The sequence below is a fragment of the Paenibacillus sp. JMULE4 genome (assembly GCF_013337105.1).
Lineage (GTDB): Bacteria > Bacillota > Bacilli > Paenibacillales > NBRC-103111 > Paenibacillus_G > Paenibacillus_G naphthalenovorans.
In genome coordinates this window covers 199,717-216,849 of sequence record NZ_SGWF01000016.1, presented here as the reverse complement: position 1 = coordinate 216,849, position 17,133 = coordinate 199,717, and the positions used below count along the sequence as shown (strand labels likewise).

The 17,133-nt window shown below is 39.6% G+C and carries 14 protein-coding genes and 4 pseudogenes; 11 read left to right on the top strand and 7 right to left on the bottom strand.

Features of this window, described 5'->3' with window-relative positions:
- Window positions 1-35 precede the first annotated feature (35 nt).
- Window positions 36-433 (top strand): annotated as a pseudogene (locus EXW96_RS28790) (ATP-binding protein); the annotation flags it as partial.
- Between the two features lie 364 nt (window positions 434-797).
- Here the strand turns inward: EXW96_RS28790 and EXW96_RS18305 are convergent.
- Entirely contained in the window at window positions 798-1,187 is a 390-nt protein-coding gene (locus tag EXW96_RS18305) for a helix-turn-helix domain-containing protein (protein ID WP_141336104.1), read from the bottom strand.
- Between the two features lie 169 nt (window positions 1,188-1,356).
- Between EXW96_RS18305 and EXW96_RS18300 the strand changes: the two genes are divergently transcribed.
- The 10 genes and pseudogenes from EXW96_RS18300 to EXW96_RS18255 all read left to right on the top strand — a co-directional run.
- A complete protein-coding gene (locus tag EXW96_RS18300; RefSeq protein ID WP_141336105.1) occupies window positions 1,357-1,785 on the top strand; it encodes a hypothetical protein in 429 nt (142 codons plus the stop codon).
- A 106-nt stretch (window positions 1,786-1,891) separates the two neighbouring features.
- Entirely contained in the window at window positions 1,892-2,281 is a 390-nt protein-coding gene (locus tag EXW96_RS18295; RefSeq protein WP_174351124.1) for a hypothetical protein, read from the top strand.
- A complete protein-coding gene (locus EXW96_RS18290; RefSeq protein WP_141336107.1) occupies window positions 2,265-2,462 on the top strand; it encodes a hypothetical protein in 198 nt (65 codons plus the stop codon). The genes EXW96_RS18295 and EXW96_RS18290 overlap by 17 nt, the downstream gene beginning before the upstream one ends.
- Window positions 2,463-2,827: 365 nt before the next feature.
- A complete protein-coding gene (locus EXW96_RS18285) occupies window positions 2,828-4,126 on the top strand; it encodes an IS110 family RNA-guided transposase (RefSeq protein ID WP_375256441.1) in 1,299 nt (432 codons plus the stop codon).
- Between the two features lie 422 nt (window positions 4,127-4,548).
- Window positions 4,549-4,929, top strand: a complete 381-nt coding sequence (tnpA, locus tag EXW96_RS18280; protein ID WP_155615813.1) for an IS66 family insertion sequence element accessory protein TnpA — start codon at window positions 4,549-4,551, stop codon at window positions 4,927-4,929.
- Window positions 4,919-5,275 (top strand): IS66 family insertion sequence element accessory protein TnpB, encoded by a 357-nt coding sequence (gene tnpB / locus EXW96_RS18275; RefSeq protein ID WP_127610823.1) that lies wholly within the window; start codon window positions 4,919-4,921, stop codon window positions 5,273-5,275. The genes tnpA and tnpB overlap by 11 nt, the downstream gene beginning before the upstream one ends.
- 95 nt (window positions 5,276-5,370) lie before the next feature.
- Window positions 5,371-6,453: pseudogene (gene tnpC, locus EXW96_RS18270) on the top strand (IS66 family transposase); the annotation flags it as partial.
- A 72-nt stretch (window positions 6,454-6,525) separates the two neighbouring features.
- The gene (locus tag EXW96_RS18265) at window positions 6,526-6,852 is read left to right on the top strand and encodes a transposase (RefSeq protein ID WP_141336823.1); all 327 of its coding nucleotides are present in this window, start codon (window positions 6,526-6,528) and stop codon (window positions 6,850-6,852) included.
- A complete protein-coding gene (locus EXW96_RS18260) occupies window positions 6,849-7,775 on the top strand; it encodes an IS3 family transposase (protein ID WP_141336822.1) in 927 nt (308 codons plus the stop codon). Before EXW96_RS18265 ends, EXW96_RS18260 begins: the two co-directional genes overlap by 4 nt.
- A 210-nt stretch (window positions 7,776-7,985) precedes the next feature.
- Window positions 7,986-8,449 (top strand): annotated as a pseudogene (locus tag EXW96_RS18255) (IS66 family transposase); the annotation flags it as partial.
- Between the two features lie 386 nt (window positions 8,450-8,835).
- Here the strand turns inward: EXW96_RS18255 and EXW96_RS18250 are convergent.
- The 6 genes and pseudogenes from EXW96_RS18250 to EXW96_RS18220 all read right to left on the bottom strand — a co-directional run.
- Complete coding sequence (locus EXW96_RS18250; RefSeq protein WP_141335238.1) at window positions 8,836-9,528, bottom strand: hypothetical protein; 693 nt, start codon at window positions 9,526-9,528, stop codon at window positions 8,836-8,838.
- A gap of 9 nt (window positions 9,529-9,537) precedes the next feature.
- The gene (locus tag EXW96_RS18245; protein WP_174351123.1) at window positions 9,538-11,094 is read right to left on the bottom strand and encodes a hypothetical protein; all 1,557 of its coding nucleotides are present in this window, start codon (window positions 11,092-11,094) and stop codon (window positions 9,538-9,540) included.
- Between the two features lie 227 nt (window positions 11,095-11,321).
- Window positions 11,322-13,997, bottom strand: a complete 2,676-nt coding sequence (locus EXW96_RS18240; RefSeq protein WP_174351122.1) for a hypothetical protein — start codon at window positions 13,995-13,997, stop codon at window positions 11,322-11,324.
- A gap of 861 nt (window positions 13,998-14,858) precedes the next feature.
- The gene (locus tag EXW96_RS18230; protein WP_174351121.1) at window positions 14,859-15,344 is read right to left on the bottom strand and encodes a hypothetical protein; all 486 of its coding nucleotides are present in this window, start codon (window positions 15,342-15,344) and stop codon (window positions 14,859-14,861) included.
- 227 nt (window positions 15,345-15,571) lie between these two features.
- The gene (locus tag EXW96_RS18225) at window positions 15,572-16,156 is read right to left on the bottom strand and encodes a hypothetical protein (protein WP_174351120.1); all 585 of its coding nucleotides are present in this window, start codon (window positions 16,154-16,156) and stop codon (window positions 15,572-15,574) included.
- Window positions 16,157-16,423: 267 nt separating this feature from the next.
- Window positions 16,424-16,735, bottom strand: a pseudogene (locus EXW96_RS18220) (metal-dependent hydrolase); the annotation flags it as partial.
- Window positions 16,736-17,133 lie beyond the last annotated feature (398 nt).

Below are 17,133 nucleotides of genomic sequence, written 5' to 3'. Positions count from 1 at the left end.
TAGGCTAAATTGCCATGGCGATACGAGTTTACGAGGTATCGCAAACCCATCTTGCGATCGGGCTGGGCGTTGAAGCCCTAAAGAAAGGACATAAGGTTAGTTTTATCACAATGGACGGTCTGATCCATCTGCTGAAGACAGAGGCGATCTCAAGAGCCTCCCAGTACAAAATGAGACATATCTACCGCTCAGATCTTGTAATCATAGACGAACTCATGTTTTTGGCGATGGATCGGCACGAAGCCAACCTGTTCTTCCAATCAACAAACTATATAATTAAACACCCATCATTCTGACCTCGAACAAAGGACCCGAAGACTGGGGAGACCTTCTCGGCGACCCGGCAATTACGACAGCTATTCTGGATCGCATACTACATAAAAGTGAGATCATTCAGTTGCAAGGGGTTAGTTATCGGCTTAATCATCGGTAAACTATCTTCAGCTAAAAAGTGTTCAATCTGATTTATCGAAAAGTGTTCAAAGGGATTTGACGGTTACAATTTGTATCCAAGGTCATTATGAGGCCGTTGGTAAGAGACTAGAGGGGCTTTGGATTAGGATTGTTTGGCTGCGTCTTGGCAGATATGGACCAGCAGCAAGGGACAATATGTTAACCCTTGTCTCTTGCTTACTACTTTGAGTGTCGTTCCAATAAAAGTGTATATTATGGTTTACCATTTCGCATGACTATTCACTGAATGTAGAAATCGCAACACTTTGCACAACCGTTTGAAATGAACAAACCGCTAGACATGCACAGAAAGCGATACGCAAAAAATATTCTGAATGCGTAACTTATTTTATACTGCTTTCTCTAATACGATCAAATGTTTCCATTGTTTCTTTAGTTATTTTTAGTACCCAATTGATTTCCTCCTCACTCCTACTGGCTAGGTATGATTGTATTTGTTTAATTGTCTGAAACTTATCTCCACTAACAGGCTCAATATTCTGGTACTGAAACAGTTGTGTTGGATGAATCTCCAAAGCATTTGTAAGCCGATTCAAAGTGGCTAGGGAAGTGTTCCTTTTCCCGTTTTCTATCCCTGTTATGTAAGACGTTTTTATACCAGCTTTTTCAGCTAATTGTTCTTGAGTTAAGTTATTCATTTTTCGAATATAACGTATTTGTTGACCAACAGCAAATAATAAATCATTATCATCTTTGTTATAAGCTTTTGTCATTTAATAAACACCTCATAAACAAAGATAGAAGAGAGTTTGCAACATTTTAATCCCCATATATATATTTTATTTACATTTATAATGTTTATGGGTTATTATTACTGTATTAATAACTCTCAATTAACTATATTTCCCAAACTTTACATTACAAATAAATGAGGTGTGTTAATTGATCCATTCTAAGATTATCAGGATTGCCAAAGTTGTCTTGGAAGATACACAGGGTGAAATGTTTTGGTTTAATTACGAAGGGCTCTACATGCTGACTGATAAACAATACGTAAAACTACGCGATAAAGAAGTAACCTACCTATTTCTTATTATCAATAATCAAGATCATCAATTATTGCGTGCTGTCTATGAGGAAGATGTTATAGTTGAATTAAAGGAACGGCATCCTCTACATTTGAATAAAATCTCCTTGTTTCCAAAAGAAGATTCCGTTTATAAGATGACAGCATATTACTATGATCTGATTAAATCGGATGAACGTTTTCAAACAAGCTTTCGTATTGCAGCAGATGACAAGCCACTAGATGTAATGTTTCATTTTTTAAAAACTGGGTACGACAACGTGCACTTCTTAGAAGAGAATTAACATGGTTGCAGAATATAATCACATGCTTCGAATTCCCAGTGTAATATTCATACCCTCTTATTTCATAGTGCATCCTTTACCGAAAGAATCTCGAAAGCTCTGTTCAATGATTTATTTACAGCAAATGCTGAAGTGGCAGCAGTTTGACTTAAATAGCAAACTTATTGAGGAAAAGGCACCTGCTTTCCTGAAATATGGCACCTTTTTATTTCCTGGAAGGTTAGTTCTCGAAGTTTTTGCCCAAAGACTTAATTGGGAGCAATTCCTTATGCTTCTCGGAATATACTGGATGGCGGATCAGCAAAATGAGCATATGTTCTCCATTGATTATCCCATAATCATTTCTTTGATGGAGAAGGAATTGGGACCCTGTAAGAAATTGATTAAAGAATTAAATCATTTAGGTTACTTTCAGCTAGAATGTAAACAAAAGGAGCATTTAATACGACTTCCACACTTGGTAGAGGAGTTTTTGGATTATGAACCAACAATTTAATATATTGCACCAGATGTTGATCAATCATGAAAATTCCATACAAATTATTTTGACTGTCCTCTTTTTCGGTTTTTCTGTTGGATTCATGATGGCCTTTGAATGGCTGAAAGCATTGGAAAGCGGGGTTCTAGGTATGTTGGTATTCGGTACGTTTCAATTGGGTTTAAAATTAGAAAAATAAACTAACCTAATCTTAGAACTATGGGAACAAAAGTGGATAATATCAATCGGTTAGATAAGTTTTCGCCAACTGCAAAAAGCATATACCTTTTCGGCGGAGAGGTTACAGATGAAACATCTTGGAGGGAAGGTACACGTTTTGAGTGTAAGCGTCTAATAAGTTAGTGTATAGAAACCTCCCTCAGTCTTTGAGACAATTCCCTTAATTGGAGTTTGTAGAGTTTTTCGACTTCGTTCGAAAAACTCCAAAGGGAGCCATTCCTGTAATGAAGTAAATTGAGGTTTGAATGAAAAAAGCGTCTCCTGTATGCTGGGTCTTGGAATGGGACACATTCACTGCCCTAATTAAAAGGAGGACGCTCTACCATGAAGTATAAGCTGAAACAGAAGCAAAATCAACGAATTACAAGAATTTCCGAAAGAACGCTTGTCATCGGTGCGGACATTGCCAAGAAGATTCATGTAGCTCGTGCTGTGGACTTCCGTGGCCTTGAACTAGGCAAGGAATGCACTTTTTACAACGATCAAGAAGGGCTAATGAAACTAGCCTTGTGGATGAAGGAACTTCAGCAAGCTAATGCCAAAACGGAAATTGTATTTGGCGTTGAGCCTACTGGACACTACTGGTTCCCGTTGGCTGCATTCTTAGAAGGGCAAGGCATCAAAGTTGTAGTGGTGAATCCGCATCATGTAAACAAAACTAAAGAGCTGGAAGACAATTCACCGACCAAAAGCGACTACAAGGATGCTAAAGTCATTGCGGATTTAATCCGAAATGGCAAGTACTCTGAGCCCAGTCTTCCGACGAAGGAATATGCGGATTTGCGTATTCTGATGAATTTTCGAGAGAAGGTATCCATCAATCTCAAGCAAGTGAAGGCACGAATCGGGAACTGGTTCGATCGCTTCTTCCCAGAGTATTCCAGCGTATTTAAGGAATGGGACGGCAAGACCTCGCTTATGACCATGCGACGGTTTCCAACGCCAGAGGAGGTTGTCTCTACAGGCGCCAGAGGCATTCTCACACACTGGAAGACGGAAGTAAAGCGAGGCGTAGGCATCAAGCGAGCAGAGCAACTCTACGCTGCTGCAACGTCCTCCATTGGATTAACGGAAGGAACCATGGCAGCAAGGTTGGAATTATCCGCCCTATTAGAGCAGTTCGATCTGTTTATCAAGCAACTGGAGTCCACGATGCAGAAGGTGATGGAAATCCTGGAGAAAATTCCGGGAGCTGCACACATGCTAAGTATCCCAGGGGTTGGAGAAGTCACCGTAGCTGGATTTCTGGCTGAGGTAGGAGACCTGAACAAGTACGACCATGGCCAGCAGATCATCCGCCTGGCGGGTCTCAACCTGAAAGAGAACAGCTCTGGTAAACGTAAAGGGAAGACCGGCATCACCAAGCGAGGGCGATCTCGCCTCCGAGCGCTTTTGTTCCGTTGTATGATGCCGATGGTGGCCAAGAACGAAGTGTTCAAGGCTCTACACAAGCACTACACCACGCGGAGTCAGAATCCGCTGAAGAAAAAACAGTCGATCATCGCCCTATGTGGAAAACTCATTCGAATCTTATACACCTTGGGGACAAAGCAAAAAGAGTATGATGCAATCGATGTATTAGGACCCGTTCGACAAGCCCAGCTACAACGGAGTGCAGCTTAAAATTAATCAATGTCATCCTGAATTCTCACGTATTCATATGTGTACAACTTTGACAACGGAAGCACCGGAGAAGCCGAAGAACAATACACCATAAGGGCAACGACCCAGTAAGGGAGCAAGAATCGGCCTCCACCCCTTGAGAGGTAGAACGAAGGAATGTAAGGGCATAGACCCAGCGTGACATGGGAGGGTAAACCCCAAGGGTGAATGTGGAGATCCACTGTGCGATCATACCAATATATCCATAGTTTGGATAAAATCGAGTTCAAGCTCTATTCCCGCCACCGGCCCTTACAGAAAAAAATGTAATCTATTCAATTGTTCACCAATGTCTATCAACATCCTCAAGGCGTCAAAGTTGAAAAACTAAGAATGGGCGGGAAAACAGGAGAAAAAATTACTTTATAGTGGGAGGTTTAGAGTTGAATACCAGGGAAGTTACTAACCAGTATCGATTAAACAAATGGACTGAGATTGTCCGAGAATGTCGCAGTAGTGGACAAACGATCTCTGCGTGGTGTGCTGATCATGACATTAATCCTAAAACTTATTATTATTGGTTGAGGCGCGTGCGCGCTGCCGCATGCGAAGCCCTCCCGTCACTTTATTCTCAAAACAACCCCATTGCCAATCCAATCGTACCCGTAAACATTCCAGTCTCTACAGTTGGTACTGATTTCGGTGATCAAGAAGTATTGTCAGATATCGTAATACGTTTTGGCGCTGTAACACTGGAGATTCGCAACAATGCATCAGCAACCTTGATCGAAAACACCTTGAGGGCATTGCAACATGTTCGGTGATATCTCAAAAGCGGAGAAAATCTATGTCGCCTGTGGGTATACCGACATGCGGAAGTCAATTGATGGACTTGCCGCCATCGTCCAGCAGAACTTTCAATTGAACCCTTTCCAGAACAGTCTGTTTCTCTTTTGTGGCCGGCAACGCAATCGAATGAAAGCCCTCTGTTGGGAAGGAGATGGATTTGTCCTCCTTTACAAGCGACTGGAAAACGGAAGTTTTCAATGGCCGATGAATGCCGAAGCCGTTCGCTCCATCACCTACCAGGAATTTCGTTGGCTTCTGGAAGGCCTGTCCATAGATCAACCTAAGGCCGTAAAAAAACTCCATATTACGGCCTGTCTTTAACAGTAAAAAATCCCGAAAATGCGCATTATTACTGGGTTTTTCGGCATTTTTATGCTATAATGGATACAGTAGAAAACGGTAAAGGAACTGTATTCATGAGCGCTGCGGAGCAGGTAAAAGTACTCGAAAAACGCATAGGCGAACTGGAACTGGAGAACAAACGGCTTCACGATACAGTTGAATATCTAACGCGCAAACTCTTCGGCAGAAGTACTGAGAAGACATCGTCCCTTTCTTTGGGGCAGATGTCTCTTTTTGATGAAGCAGAAATCGAAGCGGATCCGACGGCGCCAGAGCCTGACCTTAAGGAGATACAAGGGTACCGGCGAAAGAAATTTCAAGGTCAGCGGATGGAACTCTTGAAGGATATTCCTAACGACAAACGCCTTTGCACCCTTGATAAACAAGACTGCTTTTGCGAAGCATGCAGCACCGCACTTGTATCGGTTGGCGAAGAGTTCGTCCGAACTGAAATCGAGTTCATTCCTGCCAAAGTCAGAGCCATCGATTATTACCGTGAAATCTTTGAGTGCCGTACCTGTCGTAAGAACGGGAAACCCTACATGGAAAAGTCACCCCTGCCTTATCCGGTGATCCAGCACTCCATGGCTTCTCCTTCCACAGTGGCATGGGTCATGCATCAGAAATTCGTCAACGCCCTTCCCCTGTACCGTCAGGAAAAGGAGTGGCGGACACTGGGCGTAAACCTTAGCCGTGCGACCATGGCCAACTGGATTCAAGCTGCGTCCCGCGACTGGCTAGCTCCATTGGTGGGGCTAATGCATCAAAAACTCCTGCAGGATAAGTATATACATGCGGATGAAACCGTCGTTCAAGTCATGAATGAAGAAGGGCGGAAGAATACCACCGATTCCTATATGTGGGTATACAGCAGCGGCCAGCATGGCAAACACCCCATTCGAATCTTCGAGTACCAACCTGGCCGAAGTGGCAAATACCCTCAGAAATTCCTAAAGGGATTCAATGGGTACCTTCACTCGGATGCATACTCCGGGTACACAAAGATTCCGGGTGTCACAAGATGCCTCTGTTGGACACATCTTCGAAGGAAATTCGTAGATTCCCTTCCGAAAGATATACAGAGCCCGGAAGCCACCCTTCCAAGCCAAGGCATTACATTCTGTAACAAACTTTTCGAGATTGAAAAAACTCTAAAGCCCCATATTTACCTTTGAGTCTTTTCTCCTTATCCACTACAATATGAATTAACAAAAGTGGAGGGATCAAAGATGCAGCGCAAGAGTTACAGCATTGAATTTAAACAACAGCTCATCCAAGAAGCCTTAGAAGCAGGCAATGCCAGCCAAGTTGCAAGACGACATGGAATAGACGGGAAAATGCTCGCTCGTTGGATTCGTCAATCGAAGCATGCAAACTGGAAAAACGCATCACCAGAATCCAAAAAAGTTGCAGCCTACACTCCATCATCCAAAGAGTTTCAAGCGTTAGAGCAGGAAAACGACAAATTGAAAAAGCTGTTGGGCGAGAAGGATTTGGAGATTGCGATTCTTCGTGATCTCGTAAAAAAGGTGAACCCCGCCTATCGGACAAAATAGAGATCGCCGACAAATGGATTGCGCGGGGTTATAAAGCTGCAGTGGTGCTGCGAATCGTCGGCGTCAGTGAAGCGACGTACTATTACCGGAAGAAACACTTCAAGCAAGAGCGAGTGTATAACGGCGGACGGCCGATTCCCGGCTTTTCCTTGGATCATAAGCGGCGTCCCGTCAGCGATGAGCAGATCAAGGAATGGCTGATGGAGCTTATTGCCGGGGAAGAAGCGACTTACGGTTACCGTAAATTAACCGTATGCCTGAAACGACAGTATGGGCTGATCATTAACAAGAAAAAAGTATACCGGCTGTGTCAGGAACTGGGCATCCTGCAGCCACAACGCCGGAAGCGAATCCAATATCCCCGAAAGCTGGCGAACAACCGTGAGATTTGCGCTTCGAATCAGCTTTGGGAGATGGACGTGAAATACGGCTATATTGCAGCAGAGCAGCGTTTCTTTTTCTTGCTCAGCCTGATTGACGTCTACGACCGATCGATTATCGACTACCACATGGGCCTCTCTTGTGAAGGGAAGCATGCTGCGCAAATCCTGCAGAGAGCGTTATGGAAACGGCGGCTCTTTGAGAAAGATCAGCTGCCCGTGGTTCGTACCGATAACGGCCCGCAATTTATCAGCCATGCTTTTGAAGAAGCATGCCTGGAGTATTGTGTAGAACATGAACGTATTCCTCCGAAAACGCCGAATAAAAATGCGCATATCGAAGCATTTCATGCCATTTTAGAACAAGAGTGTCTCTCCAGGCATGAATTTGAGAGTTATCAGGATGCATACCGTATCGTATCTGACTATCTCTTGTTTTATAATCAGCGGCGGATCCATGGAAGTTTGTATGATCTATCCCCGCAGGAATTTCATCAAGCTATGCATCAGCAAGCCGTAAAACCGCTTGTGATTAAGGTATGATGGATAAAGCCCTTTACATGGAGGGGCGGGCATGATAGGCTTGTTAGCCTCGCGATGCATGTGTTATCCGCATCGCCCTATCGCGAAAAATCATGCCCGCTGGAGGCTCCATGTCAAGGGCGACAACGAGCGACAACGACGTAAATCAATGAGAAATTACGCAATCGTGTGAATAAGGGTGTAAGACTCTAAAGTTACGGGTTTAAACCGAAAAAGCTTGAAGACCTTTCGAGCGAACAACGTAAATCTGAGCGTCTGGAACGAGAAAGACCCGTTTTGGAGGCTTTTTGGGTATGGATCGATTCCACCAAAGGTAAGGTGCTGCCCAAATCCAAACTAGGTGAAGCCTTGACCTATGCCCTAAATCATAAGGGAGAGTTTATGAATTATCTTCAGGATGGCAACTGCTCCATATCCAACAACCTTGCCGAAAACAGTATTCGACCCTTTACAATTGGAAGGAAAAACTGGCTCTTTAGCGGAAGTCCGAAAGGAGCTTCGGCGAGTGCCGCCGTTTACAGCTCATCGAAAGTGCTAAGGCAAATGGTCTTAATCCGTTTAAATATCTTCAATTCATCTTCAGCCAATTGCCGGGGGTTCAGTTTGGACAGCATCCGGAGTTTCTTGAAGATTACCTTCCCTGGAGCCCAGAAGTCCAAGAAGCCTGCCAATAGAGCAAAGCTCTGTTCACTCGAGTTTTGCTCTTTTTTCTATCCACCGAGTTATTTGACGCTTACGTTAAATAAACTTCTGGTAAGAGTCATTAGCCGTTCCTGCGTTGTATAGTTAAACTCCATCGCCTATTTAACAATAGCTTCTTTTCCTAGGTTTATCAGGATCGGCCTAAGCTTTCAAATGAAAGGGGGCCATAATCCCGTGTCATCATCAAAAAAGCTACTCTACACGTGAGGGAAACCAGCTTGAACAAAGACGCCGCGGGTAATTTTCCAATCACCACTGTCTCATTCTTTAACATTTAAGTAAAAACACGTATTCTCTTTTAATCAAAAGAAAGGATCATTTTGTACACCAGAGGCAAACCCTTCGGATTAGTTCTCAATTAGGAGAAAATATCTCCATATTGCTCCATTAATTTTTCCAAGTCTTTACCGTTAGTCTCATCTAATTGCTGGATGTTATCTGTTTGAATTGTGCTCATTTCCTCATCATTCTCATTAATGACATAAACTAGCTTCGTACTATGCAACGCTTTAAGCAGCTGCTTTTCATCCTTGAGATTTAATGCCTCAATATATACGTCCGTTTTTTCTTTCAATTGATCGAAAAGCTTGGACAATTCTTTATTTTTATTCCTATATTTTTCTTTTTGTTCTGTAAGCTTGCGAACTTGATCCTGAAGCTTCTTGATTTGGAATTCCGCGTCGATAGTTTGGTCATATAATTTCTTTTGATTTTCTTGAAGCTGGGTCAAATAAAATGTCAGCTGCTGCGCGTTGCCTAAATTGTTTTTTACAAACTCTTTGATATTTAAGGTGGTAAATAAGTTATTATTAGCGGTATACATAATATCGCTGCTTTTTAATGTTTGATTATACTCCTCTACCATCTTATTAATCTCTTCATTTCGGGCAAAGTGGTAATACCTAATGTTAGAGATCCCTAAGTCTTGGCTTGCATATGCAGCCAGGTTACTGAAAGTCAGCCGCATTACTTTATGTTTATTATCTTTAAAAAATTTATGAAGGATCTCTTTTAGTTCATTTGTATCAAAAATGGATGTTCGAGCCATCATTCAACTTCCTTACATGACATATTTACTTAATAATAGCGCATTTTGATTCGCGAGACTTTTAATCTTGTTAATGATTACACCATAATCTTCCGAAAAATTTTTCGATCTTTTGAATTGCTTGACTAATTCTTGTAACGCGTCGATTTCAGTCGCTAATTTTTCTTCATTACTGTTAATACGTTGCAAAATGCCTTGATTGTTAGTAGTAGATGAACGCCGGAAGAATCTACATATTGCACAGTCGTTATTATTTTTCAAACACTCCTCAAATCCTTCAGAAGGATTAATACATCTGCCGCCTGTTACTTCACGATACCTCACTTCTTGTTTTTCAATGGCTGTACGATAAGCATATTCGTGATTAAAGGAATTCATATGTATTATAGAAATCCCCATTTTCTCACGATTTTTTAACGCCATTCTTTTGGCCATGCTGTAGGTAAAACATTTCACAAAGCTGCCCACATGGTTGTAGTAATGGTAACTGCTATCAACGGATCCATGCCGGGCAATCTCCTTTATCATAATCGGTTCAATATCATTCAATACTAAATTAATAAACGCGTAATGCCTTGTGTCCATCGGACTGATGAGTTCTATTTGATAAGGCTGCAACTCGTTACCGTTATTTTTCGGTATCACCTGATAATTAAATTTATTTTGTAGCACATTAACATAAAACTGCTGAATAATCTTTCTGAGATGATATTCATTAAATTGCTCTAATATTTTTGTATTCTTGAAAGTAGATTTTTTATCTTCCAGACATTTAAAATAAGATCGATGAGATAACAGAAACTGCCTTTTTCCAATAATCTGATAATCACGGTCATAGAAATTTTCCATTGAATCATAATGGTCTACAATTGCCTTATAATTTTGTATTAAAAGATAAAGCTCCTCGTCAATTCTTATCTCGTGATCTTCATAGTCATCTTTAATTTTATGAGATACCGCAGGCACGTTTCCCTTCAATAAGGTTCTTTTTAAAGTCAGAAAATACTTATCATCATCTTTCCTTGTACAATCATAAGGCGTTAGACAGAATTCAGTAGTTCGTAAAGGAATTTTTGTAGTTATTTCCCACCAAATTTTTAATGGATAATACTTTTCTTTTTCATCCTGGTCGCATATATCCCAATACCAGTCTATTGCTTCACCCAAGCGAAAAATACTTTGGAAATCCTCCAGCTTTCTTTGGCGGTCAAACCTATTTTCTTCAGCTGATATGCAATAAGACTCATAATGATAATTTATGATTTCGATACATGTTTCATCTACGTTTAGATTATAAAAATCCAGGAATTCTAATACATTATAGTAATATCTAACGTAAGGTTGATTCTCGCTATTCATGAGTGATTGAAGTTGTGTTAAATTGATGTAGTGCGTTTTCTCTAATATATTTTTAATCGCTATTTGAATTAAATATATGGTTTCCATTGCTGAAGAACCGAGCTTGTATAGAACAAACGTCTTCAGAGAATTCACTAAATCAATATATAGACCAATATCCCGATTCTTTGATTCCTGGGAGAATACAATTTCATTAAGCCCAAAATCCATTTTTCTAATTCTCTTCTCGTTGCTCACTTCCCAGACTAAATCATCGAAATGTTCATTAAGTATGATATTTTTGACTTATACTCATTAAAGAGTAAATAGACTTCGTTAAAATCAATTTCTGTGAATTCTTTAACTTGAACACTTGAAATATTTGCTCCGTCAAGCTTTTTCTCGATTATTAGCATGACTTCACCTCTGAAATTGCAATCGATTATTAGTCCCTAATTTTAAAATTTTATTTTAATTTCAACTAAGTTTATAAAAGCAGATACCCTTTCTCGACCAAAGAGATTCACCGCCTCCTGAAGAATGGGTAAATATGCATTCAGCAATGCATATGAAAATCTCTGTCTATCGAACTCAAACACGGCTGTTTCAATGTTTGTTAGAACTTGAGATATTAGATCCCTAAACTGTAAAAGAAAGTACATCTCGGGAATCAAATATTCGCATCCAACACAATCCGTCCTAGTTGGATAAATGCATTTCGACCTATCAACAGACTTTAATAAGCATTGTGAATGTTCCATTTTAGAGGGTGCTTCACCTAATGATATTTTCCTTAGCATTTCCATCATTGCTTCTTTTGGAGTCACCAATAGTTCTTTAATCACAGCAGCTACTCTTGATTGATTATCAACAACACCTTTAACCAACCACTCAAGCATATACGGTTTGATCGGCAACAATTCTGAAATTTGCTCATTTTGTTCCAGCATATCTTTTTTTACAAATAGTTCCCCGCCGATTAATTTCAACATGAGATACGGAAGAAAACCAAATGTCCCTCGTTCGCAAAGAGCGAAGGTTATCCGATCAACATCATTGCTTTTATTGATATGTTCCAAGTAGACTTGGGTTGTACTCGCAATACCTCTTTTATCGGGTTTATGGCTTCGAATAATTGAGGCAAGATAGTAACCCATTCCCCATCCCTGATCTTGACTTGTGGTTTGCACAATATTTAGGTAGGTTTTCACTGCTCTGCTGTTCATAAAATGACCTTCACCGAAAATTTCACGATATGGTTCACTAAAAAAATTTATATGTGAGTTTTTCCGTCCGGCTCTTTCCGTAAGCAAAGTCTTCTTTTTTTCAATTCTCCGATGAGCCTCACATAAAGCTATGAGCATTCCTATGACTGGCACATAGCTGTCTTCAACTACCACCTTCAATGGCTGATTACTTTTTCTCTTTGTTTTTTGAGGTTTTCTTTGGAAGGCCTTAACAATCCTCATCATTTCATTAATGATTAATTGAGCCATTTCTTTTGAGAATTTCCCTTCTCTAATGCTCTGTATTAGCTCATATTCATTCATGCTCAGCACAGTTTCTAATGATAAGGACGGCAATGCAAGAAGATCACTGTGCCTCCAACCGACAACATAATGCAACGAGCAATAGAGCCAGGTCATAGCGTAGCCTCTTACGTTTAGCGCTTTTTCCAGATAAATAGGGTAATGCTCATGATGTATATTAAAAACAAGAAATCCAAAATCTAGCCACTGTTCAATCGAGTAAGGCTGGACTTCCTCTTCATTGGTACCTTTATGAATTTTGAACTGATTTGTATATCGCGTACTTAAAGTACGGTTACAAAAATTAAGAAAGCGTGACATTTCATCTTTAGCAGTATTCGTATCCACCGTGTCCAAGAGGTTCATCAATTCATTATTATCATAATCAAATATTTCTTTTTTTAGAGTTCCAAAGGTTTCTGTGTAAATGGATACTAAAGCATTTACCAACACAATTCCGTTAGTTACTGCATTAAATCTTTCGACCACGAAATCTTCGTAAGCCTCAATCGTTCTGGGGACATGACTATGTTTAATATTTTGGATAAGGAATTTATATTTTTTGTATGGGCTGCTTGTTTTAAGAGTTAATTCATTTTCAAAATGTTTTTTTATCTTTGGTACATCTTTCTGGAAAATGATATTCGCATGTCCAAAGGGATGTTTTCCTGGAGGAATATACTCAACTCCCAATTTTTCTAAGACTCTGATGATTTTTTTATCCGACCAGTCTCCATGATCTGTTTTCAAATTTAATTGTTCAACTAGCTCATTTAGCGTAATCGTCTCTTTTTCCAGCTTATATATGTAGTCCACTTTGGATTTCTCTAAATATAATAACTTACCAACTCTGATTGCATTAACAAATTTGGCAATGGTATCAACCCTTCTGCCAAACATTTGCGCAACTTCTTTGTTGGTATAATATTCTTCCGGGTTATTCACTCTATCCCAGAGTTCATAGAATTCCAAAAATTTGTTTTCATCAGAACACTTTATGTAAATATCATCGAATTTTTCATTAGTAAACCAATCCACATTTTGATATTCAGCAACGTATATTGTATGCCGCGCAACATCCTGAAAGCTGGAGAAGCCTTTAGCATGATATTTGTTTATATAACAATCTCGTAAAAAATCAAAATTCAAATAACCATTTACATCACTAATAAATTTTATCTCTGCACCGGGTTTAATCCATTGTTTAATCGAGTCATACTTTCTTCTTCTGTATTTTTGATCAATGTAATCAAATAAACCCCTAAGATCAGATCTGAGAATTCTTCTTATATCCCATGAATCAATAGGATTCACAAATTTGGGAATAGGGTATCTATCAATGAAGTTTCTCAGAGTATTAAGGGTGATATCCGAAAACCTGTCATCTTGCTGAGCCAGTTTGAATAATTCTTTTATCCCGTAGGTTTGTTCCAAAAGATTTGATATAGCGTCAATTTCTTCATACGGGAATAATTTTCTCGTTTTCGAACCAAACGGAATTAATATAGGATGTAAAATTTGTTTTTCGACAGCTGCCTCAACAGTTTTGAAAGTAATCTTTAATTTGGCGCATACTTCATCGATGGAGTAATAATTTTCATACATACCTTCACCTATTACCTCTTCTTAGAGTTCAATAAGTTTTAAACTTTAGCTCTAGTGAGAATACAACCAAATCCACTACTCTAAATTAAATGGTTACAAATTTTTACTGTAAGGGCTGATTATGATAATTTCAAAAGTTATATTTTCAAATGAAACAATTTCCTATTCATACCAGCCACTATACGTCTTGGGCACATTACTAGGTTTGATAGAAATAGCATGTAGCCCTTCCTGTCGCCTGCTTGCTGCTAAGCTAATTTCGTCCGTTGATTGTATTGAATCAACAGAGATCCTTTCGCATTTTGCAGAGACTCCTGCCACATGAGTTTGTCCAACAATTAGAATGCCATCATCAATAATCGAATTTACTCCTAGCTTGTTCGCTAAAACCTGAACCTTGTGACTTTTGCCCGTCCCGCTTTTACCATATAATCCATAGATCTTCATAAAGTTATTTACCTTTCAAAATCTATTTTTTAACCCGGACAAACAATCAATTGACAGGTAAACTTCAATTGACCCGCGATAATACATTCTACTCCGTGGTATTATCTTTATTTCCGATTTTGACTTTGTTTTCTCTCATTATGGAGGACTAGCTTAGAGCTAGTCTATCTCAATACTAACTGGATGGGAATTGTACTTTGATCTTAATAGCATACGATATATAAGAAGCGCTCTCCTTAGCCCATCCATTTTGCCTTTCAAATAGGCATTATCCGGAACATCATTAAGCTCTTTTTCGAGACAAATAATCTCCTTTTCTAGCTGTATTATAAAATCGTCCGAAATTCCAGAATCAGCTTTCTTCATACACTTCTTCCTTCCGAACTTATTTTACGTTATAACTAACAATTACCCTTATCTACTAAGATCTTCATAAACCTTCTTTTGAATAAAAGAAATTTTATCGTCAATTAACGGATGGTGGGATAGATATATAATTGCCGTTTCTAACGAGCTATCTCCTCTCCAATAAGCAATCTCGACTGGACTTCGCGTTTGCTCTAACTCTGATATAAACTGTGTGAAAAAATGCCTCAGCACATGCGTATTCATTCTGCCGCTCATCAATAAATTTGCTTCACTAAGTGACAAGAAGTCGCCGTTATTTAGTAATCTCTCAATCAATAATTTAACTAACCTTGTAAATTTATTTTCATAATCTTGAGATGTCATCGCTTCACCATAGCGGTTAAGAAATAAAGCTCCAAACGGATTTTTTACATGTTCAATTAACTTCAAATGCTGGTTGTAAATTTCCTGAAACATGGATAGGAAGACAGGATGTACTGGTTGTATTCTTCGTTTCTTGATTCCACCTGTAATTATGCCATCTGTACGCAATTGAGTGACTTCCTTCAGGTTAATACTAAACCAACCGATATCCAGTCCGTACATACTGTATTGAATTTTGTCTTGTGAAACATTACATACTTCTCCTCGTCTTAAACCCGCAAATGCCTGTAAACATAACGCTAATTTGAGCTGTGGATAATGAATGTCACAAAGAGTAAGAAGCTCTGAGAAAACAAAGCTGGAAATTGACTTTATTCGTTCCGGTGGTGATGCAGTTATGCTAGAATAATCAACTTGAAACAGGGTGTATATATATCCTGTTCTCGTTTGAATTTCTGTTTCACATTGCCATACTGCTTGGAATAGGATACCTTCACATGAACATCCTCTTTTTGCACAAATTCCATGTCCTTACATTCCTTCAATAAAAACCGATAAAATTTATTAAGCACCCGCTCTACTTTTTCAACCGTTTGCCGAGTCTTTTGGTCGTTCCCAATTCTTCCATCCTTTAAATCCCTAAGATACTCATTCCCATGCTTTATATCTAAGTCCGTTATTTTTCGAATACGGTAAACCTTATACTTTTCAAAAAACACATAGTTCAGAAAAGATACGATAACTTTGGCGTGATAATCCAATGTCTCAATCCTTGTTTTACCTAACCCTTCAAAGTAAAAATATCGAGTATATCCACTTACTTTAAACTTCTTATTTTTGGTGTTTTCCACAGTAATAAACATATAATTTTTTACATTTCCACGTTCATCTATAATCGTTAGCTTGCGTTTACCGAACCTAATGCTTTTAATCTTTTCCGTCCAATCTCTGTGAATAGAAAAGGGAACTACATTATCCACCAGTAATCCTCCGTCTAAGACCAAGTCTCCCGCGCTTTCGCTTGGGCTACACCCTCACCCTTTAATTAAGCATTATGAATCCATTTCGTTTAAGTGACTTAATCATTATGTATAATAAATTATAAGTTCTACGTTTATTCGTATATTCCTCTTAGAAATATAAACAAAATAAAAAACAGTCCTCGATACTATATAAATATAGCATCGAGGACTGTTTTTTATTGTTTGTTTTCGTTTAACTAATTTCGTCTTTATACATAGGGTTATGTTGTGGATGAACACGGCAATCATGCCGACGACAAACCAGCTCCAGCCCTTGACCTTCCACACAAGCCGGGCCATTCCCGCAAGCAGGGCCGCAAAAACCGGCACCAGAAAGACCGAGTGGGTCAATCCCCTATGCCACATCTGATAGCGCCCCGCCGTATCCCACCAAGCGGAGATCACATCAATATCGGGAATTTGCGAGCCCGTTACGGTCGTGAACAGGAGCGCCTGCTTCTCCCTGCGGGTCATGCGGGATTTATCTACAGCGCCATAAAGCGTTAAACCGAACAGTGTATGTGTAATGGTATCCATCCAGCTGTCTCTCTCCCTCTTGATTGACTGAAAATCCACTTACTTAAGTATAGCTTATGTACGGTTTTGGAGACAAACTGTAAGAGCACCTGGCATTTCGTTATGAAGCCTCGATGAAGCAAAAAAATACCGCCCGGCTTAAAAGCCGAACGGCCATTTTGTCTTCACTGCAGTACGTTTGAATGGTGAAGGTAAACGTAAACCCCTGACCTAAGACCGATAGTCTCATGCAAACAATCCAACAAATGAAAATCTCTGGTATTATTCCTTGCGGTATATCCGTTAAATAAAGCGAAGCTTTGACAAAAAAACTAAAGCGACCCTATTAGTCTTATCCATCCGATCATAGATAGCCACAGCGGAATACTGAGCATGACTCCGATAAGCAAACCGACAGG

Bases quoted from the DNA above. Each gene is read 5' to 3' on its own strand.
- EXW96_RS18295 (WP_174351124.1), top strand. From the start codon at position 1,892: ATGATTTATTTACAGCAAATGCTGAAGTGGCAGCAGTTTGACTTAAAT.
- EXW96_RS18290 (WP_141336107.1), top strand. From the start codon at position 2,265: ATGAACCAACAATTTAATATATTGCACCAGATGTTGATCAATCATGAA.
- EXW96_RS18250 (WP_141335238.1), bottom strand. From the start codon at position 9,528: ATGATGGCTCGAACATCCATTTTTGATACAAATGAACTAAAAGAGATC.
- EXW96_RS18305 (WP_141336104.1), bottom strand. From the start codon at position 1,187: ATGACAAAAGCTTATAACAAAGATGATAATGATTTATTATTTGCTGTT.
- EXW96_RS18285 (WP_375256441.1), top strand. From the start codon at position 2,828: ATGAAGTATAAGCTGAAACAGAAGCAAAATCAACGAATTACAAGAATT.
- EXW96_RS18245 (WP_174351123.1), bottom strand. From the start codon at position 11,094: ATGGATTTTGGGCTTAATGAAATTGTATTCTCCCAGGAATCAAAGAAT.
- tnpB (WP_127610823.1), top strand. From the start codon at position 4,919: ATGTTCGGTGATATCTCAAAAGCGGAGAAAATCTATGTCGCCTGTGGG.
- EXW96_RS18265 (WP_141336823.1), top strand. From the start codon at position 6,526: ATGCAGCGCAAGAGTTACAGCATTGAATTTAAACAACAGCTCATCCAA.
- EXW96_RS18240 (WP_174351122.1), bottom strand. From the start codon at position 13,997: ATGTATGAAAATTATTACTCCATCGATGAAGTATGCGCCAAATTAAAG.